We start from the raw sequence: 15,252 nt of genomic DNA, 5'->3' as shown, positions 1-15,252 counted from the left end.
AAATGCCCGGGAATCCCCGGGCATTTTTTTATCCTTATTTCTGGAGGGCAGCTTCCTGAAGCTTCTCCTCGGCAATTTTATCGATTTCTTTCTTTAATTCCTCTACCATTGTTTCTTCTGGCACTTTACGGACGATTTCTCCTTTGCGGAAAAGCAGTCCTTCCCCTCTTGCGCCGGCAATGCCGATGTCAGCCTCTCTCGCCTCGCCAGGACCGTTTACCGCACAGCCTAGCACAGCCACTTTGATCGGTGCCTTGATCTTTGAGATGTATTCTTCCACCTCATTGGCGATGCTGATCAAATCGATCTCGATCCGTCCGCAGGTTGGGCAGGAAATCAACGTTGCCGCATTGGCAGCCAGTCCGAACGACTTTAACAGCTCTCGTGCTACCTTTACTTCCTCTACCGGGTCTGCACTCAGTGATATCCTAACTGTGTTCCCGATTCCTTTGCTGAGGATCGCTCCAAGGCCAGCAGCACTTTTGACTGTACCAGCAAATAATGTTCCTGATTCTGTGATTCCAAGATGCAGCGGATAGTCAAATGCCTTCGCCGCTTTCTCGTATGCTTCAATCGCAAGATTCACATCTGAAGCCTTCATCGAAACGATGATATTGTGGAAATCAAGGTCTTCAAGGATCTTGATATGGTGTAAGGCACTTTCCACCATGCCGTCCGCAGTAGGATAACCGTATTTTTCGAGAATCCTTCTTTCCAGCGATCCGGCATTTACACCGATTCTAATCGGAATACCTTTCTCTTTTGCCGCTTTTACAACAGCCTCTACCTTTTCACGCTTGCCGATATTTCCAGGGTTGATCCTGATTTTATCAGCTCCCCCTTCGATGGCTTTAAGCGCAAGGCGATAATCGAAGTGGATATCCACAACAAGAGGGATATTGATTCGTTTTTTTATTTCAGAGATTGCATTCGCTGCCCTTTCATCAGGGCATGCAACGCGGACAATCTGGCAGCCTGCTTCTTCTAGGCGCTTGATCTCAGCGACAGTCGCTTCGACATCATGAGTCTTGGTTGTTGTCATACTCTGGATGACAACTTCATTGTTGCCGCCAATAGTTAAATTACCAACCTTGATCGGGCGGGTTTTGGTACGATGTATGATTTCACTCAACAGTGATTCGCTCCTTTGGAAAATGGAATTCATGTAAAAGTTCCTAGTGATGCACAACCCCATTTTATCAATCTTTAGCTGAAATTGACAAGGAAAGACTTCTTTTGTTAGCCTTTGTTAATTTTGGCTGCTGTAATCCGGGAATTTATAGGTATTGCCAAACTTGATTTTCTGGGGGTCTGTTCCGGCATTCAACTTTTTAAAGTCTTCTACCGCTTTTGAGACCGGGACAGCTAGCGGGCTGTCTGAATTGCTGTCAAGTACAGATAGTACCGTATCGCCTGGCTTGACTTCATGCTTGAAATAAGGGATTTTCTGCTGGTCCTGACTACCCGCTTCTACTATTTCCGCTTCTGTTGATTCTGGTTCTGGAGTATTCGCTGCCGGGAGTGTCCCTATGCTTAAGTCATTATAAATTGCGTATGCTAGAACCAGGAAAACCAGGAATCCTGCCAATTTTTTCATGGACCTTTCCTCCTAAACAGCTTATATCATTATTTATGCTGGAAGAATAGAGTTAAGAACCATTTTGATAGAAAAAATCACTATTAATTTCAATGGTCTGGCACATCGGGTTTATCGTTTGGGGAATCAGGGGAGAAGGGGAGAAACGCCAAAAAAAATACGCCATAGGCGCATTTTTTAAATCTCTTCATTTTTCTGCATAGGCGGTATTTCTTTTATCGCTAATAGAAGCATCATGGATGCCACAAACCAGTTGATGGCAAAACCATAAGGCACTGACGTTTTAAGGAATGCCATCAATGTGAAAAATACTGTCGGAAGAGTTGTGCTGTAGGCGGACATTCTCCATAAATGCCTGTATTGCAGCTTCCTGCCGGCAAGATTTTTCAGAAACAAACCGAACAGGGCAAGCAGCGAGACTTCTATGAATTTCATGCCCGCAGAAAAAACATAGATGATGATAAACAGAAAACCTAGCAAGACAGGGAGGGAAGACTCAGCTGTTTCCAATAGTGATTGAACATCTTCCTTTGATAGTTTCCCGTCCGAGAAAAGGGAATAAGGCACGGTATTGGTCTGACCGCCAGCCGCTAGGACAATCCCATGCTCAAGCATTCCGAAAGTCGCCTCCATATTCGTCATATCCTTTTCTTCGACGGTACCCGTTGGATCGAAAATGATTGTGAAATCATCCCTTTTCAAGGTGACCGGCGCTTTGATATCCGATTTTAGGACGCCTTCTTCTATTGAAAATGATGGCAAGTCTTCTATGACGGCTTGTTTAGCCGAGTCAATCGCTCCGGAAATGGTTGCGAACATATAGAAGATAACTGGCAAAATCGATAGTAACGTTAATAAGAATACAAACAGAATGGTTTTGCCGATGCCCTGGAAGCGGGTGACCGCGATATCTGCAGGAGAATACAGGCTTTTGGCAAATTGCGAAAAAATATTCATCAATACACGTCCTTTAATAGATTCCATTGTCTATTTTAGCTTTTATGAGGAAGGAATAACAAGCTTTTAAATTGCTTTTGTAACATTTCTGTAACATTACTCCGAAATGTTAAGCTATTGTAAATTCGACTCTTAAACAGTTTACTTTTTATTAATAAATCCTTCATAATGATTTTGTTTGTAGATGTTTGTCGAAATAAATCTAGGGGTTGAAAAAATGGAATTGAATTTACAAGAAATGCTGTTTGAATTCTTTGGGGGTCTTGGAATTTTCTTATACGGCATTAAATTCATGGGGGATGGACTGCAGAAATCAGCAGGGGACCGACTAAGAGATGTCCTGGACAAGTTCACGACCAATCCGGTTATGGGTGTGCTGGCTGGTCTGATCGTTACGGTCTTAGTACAGAGCAGTTCTGCGACAACCGTTATTACAGTTGGACTCGTTAGTGCCGGCTTCATGACTTTGCGCCAGGCAATCGGAGTCATCATGGGTGCGAACATTGGTACGACTGTAACCGCGTTTATCATCGGTATTGATGTGGGAGAATACGCATTGCCAATCATTGCCGTTGGTTCTATACTTTTGTTCTTCTTCAAAAGTAAAAAAGTCCATAACATCGGCCAAATCGTTTTTGGATTCGGTGCATTATTCTATGGACTTGAATTGATGAGTGGCGGAATGAAACCTTTAAGGAGTCTCGAATCCTTCCACGATTTGACTGTGGAACTTAGCTCGAATCCATTCCTTGGGGTTGTCATTGGCACTGTATTCACAGTGGTCGTACAGAGTTCAAGTGCGACGATCGGTATTCTGCAGGGCTTGCACGCTGAAAACCTGATCAACCTTCAGGGAGCTCTTCCGGTATTATTTGGTGATAATGTTGGGACAACCATCACAGCTGTCCTTGCTGCCATCGGTACTTCTGTTGCTGCAAAAAGAGCTGCTGCAACCCATGTATTATTCAATTTGATAGGTACAACACTGTTTTTAATATTATTGAAGCCATTCACAATATTGATAGAAATGCTCAGGGATCAGCTTTCTCTTAACCCTGAAATGACTATCGCATTTGCTCATGGGCTTTTCAACACGACGAATACACTGATTCAATTGCCATTTGTTGCAGTATTGGCGTTAGTGGTAACAAAGCTGATTCCTGGTGAAGACTCCATTGTCGACTACAAGGCACAGCATCTTGATCCGGTATTCATCGAGCAATCACCGTCTATCGCGCTTGGCCAGGCGAAGGAAGAAGTTCTGCGCATGGGTAAGTTTGCGTTAAAGGGACTTGAAGAAACGAACGAATTCCTGAAAACGAAAAATACTAAGCATTCCGCTAATGCTTATCAGCTTGAAGAAGCAATCAATAATCTGGACCGCAAGATTACAGATTATCTGGTGGACCTTGCTACAAGCTCGTTGTCTGAGCATGAATCTGAAGAACACAGCATGCTGATGGACACTGTTCGGGATATCGAAAGAATCGGTGACCATTTTGAAAATATCATCGAACTGATTGAATACCAGCAGGCTAACAAGGTGAGAATGACCGACGGAGCTATGAGTGATCTTGAAACAATGTTCAACCTGACTGTAAGTACGGTCGAAGAGGCATTGCAGGCACTCGACCAGAAGAACCTTGATGCAGCCAGGGCTGTTGTGACAAAAGAAGATGAAATTGATCGTATGGAACGTACACTGAGAAAGCAGCACATTCTGCGTATGAATGAAGGTCAGTGTTCTGGACAGGCTGGAATTGTATTCGTCGATATCATCAGCAATCTAGAGCGAATCGGCGACCATGCGGTAAATATCGCAGAGTACGTTTTGGGAGAACAGAAATAGTGGTAAAGTAAGCAAGGGGAAACCCTTGCTTATTTTTTTATGGGGAAAGAAGCAAAATTTCCGATTAGAGCCTATTTGAAAAGGGGGATTCTATGGAAGCAGTTTATTGGACAATCATATGGTTATTTTTCGTTGGGGCCTTTGCCAGTCTCGTAATACCCATCCTTCCAGGTGTCCTATTCATGCTGGGCGGGTTTATTCTATACGGTGTTTTTTATTCGTTTGAACCTTTCAACTGGTTTTTTTGGGGCATTCAGAGTATGTTTGTCGTCCTTTTGTTCGGTGCTGACTATATTGCGAACATCATCGGTGTCAAAAAGTATGGGGGAAGCAAGGCTGGTATTTGGGGAAGCACAATCGGACTGATCGTGGGACCTTTTGTTATCCCAATTGTCGGAATCCTCGTCGGTCCGTTTATCGGAGCGGCAATTGCTGAGTTGCTGGTTAATAAAAAGAACCTGAATGATGCAATCAAAATCGGCTTCGGATCTGTTGTCGGTTTTATCAGCAGCGTGGTGACCAAAGGAGTCATCATGGCGATCATGCTTGTTTATTTCTTCCTGATCATTTAAAAAATCGTGCTGAAAGCAGCACGATTTTTTATACGATTAAGGATGACCTGGTGCTGGGATCAATTCAACCCGCAGATTTCGAATGAACAATTCTGGCAATCGACTTCCCGTTTTAAATAGCTCAGGTTCTTGACGGTGAATTTCAGCTGGTCATAGGAAATGATGTCTTTTTCGCGCAATTCCTTCAGCATCCTTTGGATAACCTCGCGGGTGCCATAGGTCAAATTGGCAAGCTCCTGGTGTGTGAGCGGCAAATCAATCAGGATTCCTTCATCCGTCATCACGCCATAGCTGTTGCACAGCCTGATCAAAATGGAGTACAATCCGCCTTTTTTGCCGTTCATGATCAAGTCCTGGCATTTCATTTGCGCCTTGAGGTATCGCGTGCTCAGCCAATTCACCATGGCATTCATGGCGGTCTTGTCATTAAGGATGAATTCTTCGAACTGCTCTCTTTTAATCATCAGGACTTCACAATCCGTAAGGGATTTTGCTGAAAAGTGATAGCGTGGTGTGTGTTTGAACAATTCATATTCTATGATCATTTCTTCACCGTTCAGGATTTTGAGGATGAATTCCTTGCCCTTCATGTGGACACGGCCGACTGAAACACTTCCGCTCAGGATAATATAAGTGTTCTGGACATATTCATCTTCCTGGAATAGGATTGTGTCCGCCTTGATTTTTTGGATGGTTTCCTTATCAATGAAATTTTGTAAAATCAAACTGTATAATGATATATTTTTGTCCATCAGGATCGTCTCCTTATTAAGCCTCTCTATACTTTGATTTAAAAGAATTGTTGCTACTGTGTCAATTGTGTTTTGGGAATAAATGGGTGTCATTTTGGAGAGGTGCGACAAATATCGTTGACACCACTGCATTCGGGGAATATTGACGATTTTCTGAAACTTTATCAATCCACATTGTTTTTATTCATGAATAATAAAAGATGGCGCGGGGAAGTATAAACTTGTTAAGCCAAGGCATTTTATTTGAAACCATTACCGTTCTTTGGTAATCTAATCATGAAGCACTTTTAGAACAATTCTAATTACTGAATTGTAAGAAAGATTGTTCCGAAAGTGAAACTTGATACATAGGAGGATGTTAAAAATGGCATTTGAATTACCACAATTACCTTACGCATATGATGCACTTGAGCCACACATCGACAAAGAAACAATGAATATCCACCACACTAAGCACCACAACACTTATGTAACAAACTTGAACAACGCTTTGGAAGGAAACGAAGAGCTTCTATCCAAATCTGTTGAAGAAGTCGTTTCTAACCTTGATGCTGTTCCTGAAGCAGCACGTACTGCAGTTCGCAACAATGGCGGCGGCCATGCGAACCACTCTCTATTCTGGCAAGTCATTTCTCCAAACGGAGGCGGCGAGCCTACTGGAGAATTAGCTGAAGCAATCAACTCAAAGTTCGGAGGATTTGAAGGCTTCAAGGAAGAGTTCTCAAAAGCAGCAACTACTCGTTTCGGCTCTGGCTGGGCTTGGCTTGTTGTTAACAATGGCGAGCTAGAAGTGACTAGCACTCCAAACCAGGACTCTCCATTAATGGAAGGCAAGACTCCGATCCTTGGATTGGATGTTTGGGAGCATGCTTACTACCTGAACTACCAGAACAGAAGACCAGAATACATTGGTGCATTCTGGAACGTTGTTAACTGGGAAGAAGTTAGCAAACGTTACGCGTCTGCGAAATAATAGTGTGAAAATGCGGGAGGCTGCAGTTATTGCAGCCTCTCTATTTTTTTGTCAAGTTTTCCTTTCAAAGACCCTTCAGAAAACTGAATAACCCCGAATGCTTTGTTAGAAACTACCCAAGAGAAAAGGGGAGTCGATCATGAGCAAAGTAAACAAATTATTAGGAGACATCGAACTGACAAAGGATTTGGCGCTCCTACTGATTATTGGGGGTTTGTACTCATTAAGCATTGCCCTTTCAAATACTTTCGTTAATATTTATTTATGGAAGCAATCCGGCGAGCTTGCCGATTTGGCAATGTATAACCTATCGATTGTCGTTGCCCAGCCTCTCACCTTCATCCTTGCTGGGAGATGGGCAAAGAAGGTCGACAGGGTCATTGTGCTCCGCATCGGAGTCATCTTTCTGGCATTGTTTTATGTAACGGTCCTGTTTGTGGGAACCAAAGCGTCCGACTTTTTATTATTACTGGGTGTACTTTTGGGAATGGGCTATGGATTTTATTGGCTTGCCTATAATGTCCTCACCTTTGAGATCACAGAACCGGAAACACGTGATTTCTTTAATGGATTTCTCGGAATACTGGGTTCTGTTGGAGGCATGATCGGACCGATCGCAGCAGGTTTCATCATTTCAAAACTGGAAAAGCTGACAGGTTATACAGTGGTATTCGGACTTTCACTCGGATTGTTTTCAATCGCTGTTTTATTGAGTTTCTTCCTGAAGCGCCGGCCTGCCCACGGCAAGTACTGGTTCAGGCGGATTATTACTGAAAGGAAGCATGACAAAAATTGGCGGATGGTTACGAATGCGCATTTCTTCCAGGGACTCAGAGAAGGGGTATTTGTATTCATCGTTTCCGTTTTCGTTTTCATTGCCACAGATAGCGAAATGGCTTTGGGTACTTATGGATTGATTAATTCCGGGATATCATTTCTTGCTTACTACTTTGTATCCCGTACCCTTAAAAAAGAATATAGGAAACAGGCAATACTGGTTGGCGGATTGATCCTGTTCCTGGCGATCTTCCTGCTTGTATTTGACCTCAGCTACTTCCGGCTTCTATTATATGCTGCAATGATAGCAGTTGCTTACCCTCTACTCCTTGTTCCATATGCTTCAATGACCTACGACGTGATTGGACGCGGCTGGAAAGCGGCTGAAATGAGGGTTGAATATATTGTTGTCCGGGAATTATTTTTGAATCTTGGCCGTGTTGCTTCAATTGTCCTTTTCCTGATTGCAATTCAACTGTTCAGTGAAAAACAGGCAATTCCCATCCTTCTGATCATACTCGGAAGCGGGCATACATTGATTTACTTTTTTATAAGGAAAATTCATTTAAAAGCTGCATAACCGGGAAGACTTCCTGAAAAACCAGTGAATGGGCCGGGCGAATAGCCCGGTCTTTTTATTTTTGGAAAAATATTCTTCTGTAGTTTATTGATAGAAAATGCTGATGATTTTAGTTAAAATAAAGGATAGTCATTAAGCCATAAACATACAGACTGAAGAGGTGGGAAAGGTTTGAACAAAAAGAAAAAGAAGAAGACGCATGTGCCATTCAGGCTGAATATGGTGTTTTTTGCGGTGTTCGTGTTATTTTCGATGCTGATCCTGAGGCTTGGCATTGTACAGATTGTATACGGGGAAGACTTCAAGAGGGAAATTGAACGCACTGAAGATGTAACCGTTAATAATCCTGTACCGAGAGGGAAAATGTACGACCGCAATATGAAAGCAATTGTCGACAATACGCCAAGCATGGCGATCACGTATACGAAGAGCCAGGGCACCCAGACAAAGGAAATGCTGAAGGTCGCAGAAAGACTTGCGAAACTCATCACAAAGGATTCTGAAGATGACCTGAAGAAAGTCCGTGAAAGGGACAAAAAGGATTATTGGATTATAACGAATGAAGATCGTGCACGGGAAAAAATCACAGAAGCAGAATGGGCCCAGTATGATGAAAAACTGCTTGATGATAAGGCCATTTATAATCTCCAGCTTGATCGCATCACGGAGAATGAGCTAAACGAGTTGAAAAAGAACGATTTGGAAATTCTTGCCATTTTACGGGAGATGATGAGCGGATATGCGCTTTCTCCGCAAATCATCAAGAAAGATTTGAAACCAGAAGAGTTCGCCATTGTAAGCGAAAATCTTGAAATGCTGCCGGGAGTGGATACAACTACAGACTGGGAACGTCAATACAGCTATGATAAAACCCTCAGGACGATCCTTGGAAAAGTAAGTGATTCCGAAAAAGGACTTCCTAAAGAGAAGCTTGAATACTATCTTTCCAGAGGCTATAGCAGAAATGACCGGGTAGGTTTGAGTTATATCGAGCAGCAATATGAAGATGTCCTGCACGGACAGAAAGCAAAGGTAAAGAATATCACTGATAAAGGCGGCAATGTTCTTGATACAAAAGTGATATCGGAAGGGCAGCGGGGGAAAGACCTTGTGCTGACGATTGACATGGATTTGCAGCTTGCTGTTGATAAGATTGTCGAAGAAGAATTGATAAAGGCAAAGCAAACTTCAAGAACAGGCCTTCTTGACAGGGCTTTTGTTGTGTTGATGGATCCTAATACAGGGGAAGTTTTAACACTTTCGGGTAAACAGATCGTCAGGGATGAAGATACAGGCAGAGATGTCATGCAGGATTTTGCGAGCGGCAATTTCACGACCTCCTATAATGTTGGGTCTGCTGTAAAAGGCGCCACGATTTTGACGGGATTCAGCACCGGTGCGATCAGTCCGGGTACACAGTTTTATGACACACCGATCAAAATTAAAGGCACCAACCCGAAGAAGTCCTGGAAGGCGGGCTTAGGTACACTCGACGATCGCAATGCTTTAAAAGTATCATCGAATGTTTATATGTTCAGGACTGCGATCAATATCGGAAAAGGGAACTATAAGTATGATCAGCCATTGTATCTTGAGCCGCAGGCTTTTGATACAATGAGGAATCATTTCAGCCAATTCGGCCTTGGGTCAAGGACGGGAATCGACCTGCCAAACGAGATGATTGGTTTTAAAGGTACCGAAAGAAGGCCAGGTCTCTTGCTCGACTTTGCCATCGGCCAGTATGACACGTACACTCCGATTCAATTGGCACAATATATTTCAACGATCGCCAATGGCGGCAACAGGCTCCAGCCAAGGATTGTCAAGGAAATCAGGGAGCCGGTCATGAAGAATGATGAGGTTGGCCCTGTCGTGAATGAAATTGAACCTGTCATCCTCAATAAGGTAGATGCCAAGCCTGAATGGTTCGACCGCATACAGGAAGGGTTCAGGAGAGTCATGCAGGAGCCGGGCGGTACGGCATATGGAGCTTTTTACACTGCAGATTATAAGCCAGCGGGAAAAACCGGAACCGCACAGGCCTTCTATGATGGGCCAAAAAGGAAAAATTATGACAAGCCACCAGAAGTCATGAACTTAAGCCTTGTTGCATATGCTCCTTATAATAATCCTGAGATTGCCCTGGCAGTAATGGTTCCATGGGCATATGAAGGCAATACGGGTCACCATGCAAATAATGATATTGGCCGAAGAGTCCTTGATACGTATTTTGAATTGAAAAAGAAACGTATGGAAGGAAATATGAATCCTGAGCAACCGGTACAGGAAGTTGAAAAGAAAGAAGCAGGCAATGAACTTTTAGAAGAAATTGCAGAAGAAAATGAGCAATAAATGTCTTTAAACTGTCTCGCATGAGGCAGTTTTTTTGTTGTTTGGGAAATACTAAGTTCAACCGGCAGACCCGACAAAACTTGTTTTTCGACAAATGTATACATCAATCTCGCGAATTTACAAAACCTTTACATTAAGTTAAAACACCCTTAAAAGAAAAACAGTATTCTTGGTTTTGTAGGACAAAACAACCACATCTCGTAGGGGGAATTCAAGAATGAAGAATCTTAAGAAGATGAGCCTGTTTTTAATGCTTGCGGCTGTAATGGCTTTCACTGCAGCTTGCGGCGGTGGAGATAATGGAAATGGAAACGGAGAAGAACTTGATGGCAGCGTCGTCATTGACGGATCTGGTACAGTTTATCCTTTGATGGCACGTATGGCTGAGAACTATATGGGTGAACAGGAAAACGTCTCAGTAGAAGTGAGCCGCTCCGGAACTTCAGCAGGTTTCAAGAAATTCCTTGCTAAGAATGGAACTGACTTCAATGATGCTTCCCGCCAGATCAAGGATGAGGAAAAATCAAAAGCTGAAGAGCTTGGCATCGAAGTACAGGAAATGAAAGTCGCTCTTGATGGTATTACAATCGTCATCAATAAAGACAATGATTGGGCTAAAGAGCTTACTGAACAAGAAGTAAAAGATATCTTCCTTGCAAGTGCGAATAAGAAAAAATGGTCAGATGTCCGCGCGGATTTCCCTAATGAGGAAATCAAGACTTATGGCCCTAATGAAAACCACGGAACTTACGAGTTCATGTTTGAAACAATCCTGGAAGAACAAGATTTACCTGAAAACATCAACTTGCAGCAAGATTACTCTACTTTAGTAGATCTTGTTTCAAAAGATAAAAACGCGATTGGATTCTTTGGCTATGGTTACTATGAAAGCAATCAAGACAAGCTTTCCGCAGTTAAGGTGGACTTCGGCAAAGGACCTGTAGAACCTTCACTTGATACAATCAAAGAAGACGGTGACTATGCTCCATTCACTCGTCCTGTATTCACTTACTTGAATGTGAACCAGGCAAAGGAGAAGCCACAAGTGCTTGATTATGCAATCTACACAATGAATAATGCCCAGGCTGTATCGAAAGAAACTGGATTCGCACCATTGTCAGATGAAGACATCAAATCAACATTGGATACATTGAACGGCATGAAGAAGTAAATCCTTTACCACCGGGAGATGAGAGGTAAGACCTTCTCATCTCTTGCGTGTGTTTTTAATATTTTTGCATGGGGTACTATAAGGAAAAGTTCTTCCTTGGATGAGAAGGATGAAAGGGGTTTTTCGCGTGGCCAAAAGCGTTGTTCACGAAAACGGCAAAAACTTGAATGTTCGTGAAATGATTTCTGAAAAGAAAAAGACTAAGAGCTTTACCAATTATACTGAAAAGTTCATCCCGAAAATTCTGTTCGGGATTGCAGCAATCTCTGTACTTACAACAATCGGAATTGTACTTACATTATTAACGGAAACAATCGCCTTTTTTAAAGACGTTCCATTCATAGATTTCTTCACTGGCACTAAATTGAAGCCGCTAGGCTCAAATGCAGTGTTCGGTGTCTTGCCATTGCTGACCGGAACTCTCATATCCACCGCGATCGCTATGTTTGTTGCGATCCCTGTCGGCCTGATGACAGCCGTGTTCCTGAGTGAGTATGCTTCTGAGAAGACACGAAGACTGTTGAAACCAATCCTTGAGATCCTGGCAGGCATACCAACGATTGTATATGGATTCTTTGCCTTTACTTTCGTAACGCCTTTATTAAGATCATTCATTCCAGGCCTGGAACCGACAAATATCCTCAGTCCAGGAATCGTCATGGGGATCATGATCATCCCGATGGTCGCTTCATTGTCAGAAGATGCCATGAGTTCAGTGCCGAATGCAATGAGGGAAGGCGCCTTGGCCCTTGGTGCTACAAAGCTTGAGGTAACCTGGAAGGTTGTCATCCCAGCAGCGATTTCAGGTATCATCGCATCATTCGTCCTTGGAATATCCAGGGCTATCGGCGAAACGATGATCGTGACAATCGCAAGTGGCAGCTCAAAGAATTTCACTTTTGATGTCACACAATCGATGCAGACAATGACCGCCTATATCGTAGAAGTTACCGGCGGAGAAGCAGCAGCAGGCTCAACATTATACTACAGTCTTTATGCTGTTGCGATGACTTTGTTTGTATTTACATTGATCATGAACCTGGTCGCCCAGTATATCTCTCGAAAATTCAGGGAGGAATATTAATATGAAATACGTAGATTCCACTCAAGTCCAGAAAAAAATGGGCACGCGTCTATTGGCCAATAACCTGGCAAAAGCGTTATTTTTCCTTGCGACAATGTTCGGACTCCTTGTATTGATTGTTTTGATTTATCGCGTGCTTAAGGACGGATTACCCTGGATCAATATGGACTTCATCATGAATCGCTTGTCGACAGATCCGAAAAGAGCGGGAATATGGGGAGCGATTACCGGTACATTTTGGCTCATGCTGGTCGTTGCCCCGGTAACGATGCTGCTCGGAATCGGTACTGCGATTTATCTTGAAGAATATGCAGCAAAAGGCCGTATTGCATCATTCATTAAAACCAATATCTCCAACTTGGCTGGTGTTCCATCCGTGGTGTTCGGAATCCTCGGCCTGACTGTGTTCGCCAGAGCTCTTGATTTGGGATCCGTAGTACTCGCCGGGGGATTGACGATGGCATTACTTGTACTGCCAGTCGTAGTCGTGGCAAGCCAGGAAGCCATTCGCGCTGTACCTCAATTCCTGAGGGAAGCTTCCTACGGTATGGGTGCCACAAAATGGCAGACCATCAAAAATGTTGTTTTGCCGGCTGCAATACCGGGAATTCTTACTGGTGTCATCCTTGCGCTTTCACGGGCGATTGGTGAAACGGCTCCGCTTGTCGTCATTGGTATTCCAGCGCTGTTAATACCTATTCCAGACGGAATCTTTGATAAGTTCACGATTCTGCCGGTACAAATTTATTATTGGACAATTGACTCTGCCCTTGTTGCAGAATATGCGAACCTGGCAGCTGCGACAATTGTCATTTTGTTACTCGTGTTATTTGTGATGAATTCAATTGCCATTTTGATCCGCAATAAATTCCAAAAGAGATATTAGTCTGGGAGGTTTTAACTTATGTCAGCAGTGACAGAAAAAGCAAAAGTAACTGTGAAATCCAACACGATGAATAATGCTCCTGAAAATTCAAAAGTAGTTTATGAAACTAAAGATCTTAACCTATGGTATGGTGAAGGCCATGCATTAAAAAATATCAACCTGGCGATCAACGAAAATGAAGTGACAGCTATCATCGGCCCTTCCGGCTGTGGTAAGTCCACTTACATCAAGACGTTGAACCGAATGGTGGAACTGGTTCCCACGGTCAAGATTTCCGGGGAGATTCTATACAGAGGAAGAAATATCCTTGAAAAGTCATATCAAGTCGAAGAGCTAAGAACTAGTGTAGGAATGGTCTTCCAGAAACCGAACCCATTTCCGAAATCCATTTATGACAATATTGCTTATGGTCCGAAAATCCATGGAATCCGAGACAAAAAGGTGCTTGATGAAATTGTCGAGAAAAGCTTGCGAGGCGCGGCAATCTGGGATGATGTCAAAGATCGTCTGAACCAGAATGCATACGGCCTTTCAGGGGGGCAGCAGCAGCGTATCTGTATTGCCCGTGCACTAGCGATCGAACCGGATGTCATCCTCATGGACGAACCGACATCAGCTCTTGACCCAATTTCTACCTTGAAGGTAGAGGAGCTTGTCCAGGAATTGAAGAAGGATTACAGCATTATCATCGTAACGCACAATATGCAGCAGGCTGCGCGTATTTCTGACAAGACTGCCTTCTTCCTGAATGGAGAAGTCATCGAGTTTGCTGAGACAGATAAGATTTTCTCAAATCCATCAGACAAGAGGACGGAAGATTATATTACTGGCCGTTTCGGTTGATGGTTGATCTTGAAATTTCATTGGAAGGATGAGGACTATGGTAGTTAGAGGGAAATTCGATGAAGACTTGAAGACTCTGCATGAAAAATTACTTGAGCTCGGAAACTTTGCTGTCCATGCATTGAACCAATCACTGGCGGCACTTGAAAATAAGGATATCGAACTTGCGCTGAAAATCCTTGAAGATGATGCCGAGGCAAATCTTCTAGAAGAAGAAATCAATGATTTTGCTATTCTGTTGATCGCAAAACAACAGCCGGTCGCTGTCGATTTAAGAAGGCTGATTGTTGCGATCAAAATTGCGACGGATATTGAAAGAATGGCCGATTTTGCGGTCAATATTGCGAAATCGACGATCAGGATCGGCAAAGAACCGCTTGTAAAGCCGATAGAGCATATCAAACTGATGCATCAATTATCAGTTGAAATGCTTAAACTTTCATTGGAAGCTTATAATGAAGAGGATCTTGGTAAAGCGAGACAGGTTGCCCAGATGGACGACCAGGTCGATGATCTGTACGGCCAAACAATCAAGGAACTGTTGAGCCTTGCCCAGACCAAGCCGGAACAACTGGCCCAAATCACTCAGCTATCATTCATCAGCCGTTATCTAGAACGTGCAGCTGACCATGTAACGAATATAGCCGAAAATGTTTTCTACCTTGTCAAAGGGAAAAGATATGACCTTAATCAATAACATGAAAGAGCAGGGGAATCCTTGCTCTTTTTCTTATTGTTTAGCGTACAATGTCAAATACTTTTTTAAGTTTTTTGGGTAACTCAAACACACTTACCGTAAATTCTATTTTTTACCAGTAACAATTAACCAAGTTTATTAAAAACAGATGCCATCTTCTTG

At 43.1% G+C, this 15,252-nt stretch carries 14 protein-coding genes; 10 read left to right on the top strand and 4 right to left on the bottom strand.

The window, feature by feature from the left end; genetic code table 11:
• Positions 1-34: 34 nt before the first annotated feature.
• The 3 genes from ispG to ACNAZ4_RS12740 all read right to left on the bottom strand — a co-directional run bounded on the left by ispG (position 35) and on the right by ACNAZ4_RS12740 (position 2,554).
• On the bottom strand, positions 35-1,123 hold the full coding sequence (gene ispG, locus ACNAZ4_RS12750; RefSeq protein WP_415815146.1) for a flavodoxin-dependent (E)-4-hydroxy-3-methylbut-2-enyl-diphosphate synthase: 1,089 nt from the start codon (positions 1,121-1,123) through the stop codon (positions 35-37).
• Between the two features lie 126 nt (positions 1,124-1,249).
• Positions 1,250-1,597, bottom strand: coding sequence for a hypothetical protein (locus ACNAZ4_RS12745; RefSeq protein ID WP_415814928.1), 348 nt, complete (start codon positions 1,595-1,597; stop codon positions 1,250-1,252).
• Between the two features lie 177 nt (positions 1,598-1,774).
• On the bottom strand, positions 1,775-2,554 hold the full coding sequence (locus ACNAZ4_RS12740) for a DUF1189 domain-containing protein (RefSeq protein ID WP_415814927.1): 780 nt from the start codon (positions 2,552-2,554) through the stop codon (positions 1,775-1,777).
• Between the two features lie 217 nt (positions 2,555-2,771).
• Between ACNAZ4_RS12740 and ACNAZ4_RS12735 the strand changes: the two genes are divergently transcribed.
• Both ACNAZ4_RS12735 and ACNAZ4_RS12730 read left to right on the top strand, forming a co-directional pair.
• A complete protein-coding gene (locus ACNAZ4_RS12735) occupies positions 2,772-4,403 on the top strand; it encodes a Na/Pi cotransporter family protein (RefSeq protein WP_415814926.1) in 1,632 nt (543 codons plus the stop codon).
• A gap of 92 nt (positions 4,404-4,495) precedes the next feature.
• A complete protein-coding gene (locus tag ACNAZ4_RS12730; protein WP_415814925.1) occupies positions 4,496-4,975 on the top strand; it encodes a DUF456 domain-containing protein in 480 nt (159 codons plus the stop codon).
• Between the two features lie 59 nt (positions 4,976-5,034).
• Here ACNAZ4_RS12730 and ACNAZ4_RS12725 read toward each other — a convergent pair whose 3' ends face one another.
• Positions 5,035-5,727, bottom strand: coding sequence for a Crp/Fnr family transcriptional regulator (locus ACNAZ4_RS12725; protein WP_415814924.1), 693 nt, complete (start codon positions 5,725-5,727; stop codon positions 5,035-5,037).
• Positions 5,728-6,091: 364 nt separating this feature from the next.
• Between ACNAZ4_RS12725 and ACNAZ4_RS12720 the strand changes: the two genes are divergently transcribed.
• The 8 genes from ACNAZ4_RS12720 to phoU all read left to right on the top strand — a co-directional run bounded on the left by ACNAZ4_RS12720 (position 6,092) and on the right by phoU (position 15,090).
• Complete coding sequence (locus ACNAZ4_RS12720; protein WP_311071706.1) at positions 6,092-6,700, top strand: superoxide dismutase; 609 nt, start codon at positions 6,092-6,094, stop codon at positions 6,698-6,700.
• Positions 6,701-6,839: 139 nt separating this feature from the next.
• Positions 6,840-8,057 (top strand): MFS transporter, encoded by a 1,218-nt coding sequence (locus ACNAZ4_RS12715; protein ID WP_415814923.1) that lies wholly within the window; start codon positions 6,840-6,842, stop codon positions 8,055-8,057.
• Positions 8,058-8,228: 171 nt separating this feature from the next.
• A complete protein-coding gene (locus ACNAZ4_RS12710) occupies positions 8,229-10,409 on the top strand; it encodes a peptidoglycan D,D-transpeptidase FtsI family protein (protein WP_415814922.1) in 2,181 nt (726 codons plus the stop codon).
• 217 nt (positions 10,410-10,626) lie between these two features.
• A complete protein-coding gene (locus tag ACNAZ4_RS12705; RefSeq protein WP_415814921.1) occupies positions 10,627-11,580 on the top strand; it encodes a PstS family phosphate ABC transporter substrate-binding protein in 954 nt (317 codons plus the stop codon).
• 109 nt (positions 11,581-11,689) lie between these two features.
• A complete protein-coding gene (gene pstC, locus ACNAZ4_RS12700; protein WP_415814920.1) occupies positions 11,690-12,664 on the top strand; it encodes a phosphate ABC transporter permease subunit PstC in 975 nt (324 codons plus the stop codon).
• A gap of 1 nt (position 12,665) precedes the next feature.
• Entirely contained in the window at positions 12,666-13,550 is an 885-nt protein-coding gene (pstA, locus tag ACNAZ4_RS12695; protein WP_415814919.1) for a phosphate ABC transporter permease PstA, read from the top strand.
• A gap of 66 nt (positions 13,551-13,616) precedes the next feature.
• Positions 13,617-14,393 (top strand): phosphate ABC transporter ATP-binding protein PstB, encoded by a 777-nt coding sequence (gene pstB, locus ACNAZ4_RS12690; protein ID WP_415815145.1) that lies wholly within the window; start codon positions 13,617-13,619, stop codon positions 14,391-14,393.
• A 37-nt stretch (positions 14,394-14,430) separates the two neighbouring features.
• Positions 14,431-15,090 (top strand): phosphate signaling complex protein PhoU, encoded by a 660-nt coding sequence (gene phoU, locus ACNAZ4_RS12685; RefSeq protein ID WP_415814918.1) that lies wholly within the window; start codon positions 14,431-14,433, stop codon positions 15,088-15,090.
• Positions 15,091-15,252: the final 162 nt, after the last annotated feature.

Source organism: Mesobacillus thioparans, assembly GCF_965138835.1.
GTDB lineage: Bacteria > Bacillota > Bacilli > Bacillales > Cytobacillaceae > Mesobacillus > Mesobacillus thioparans.
This window is presented reverse-complemented; position numbering and strand designations above follow the sequence as displayed.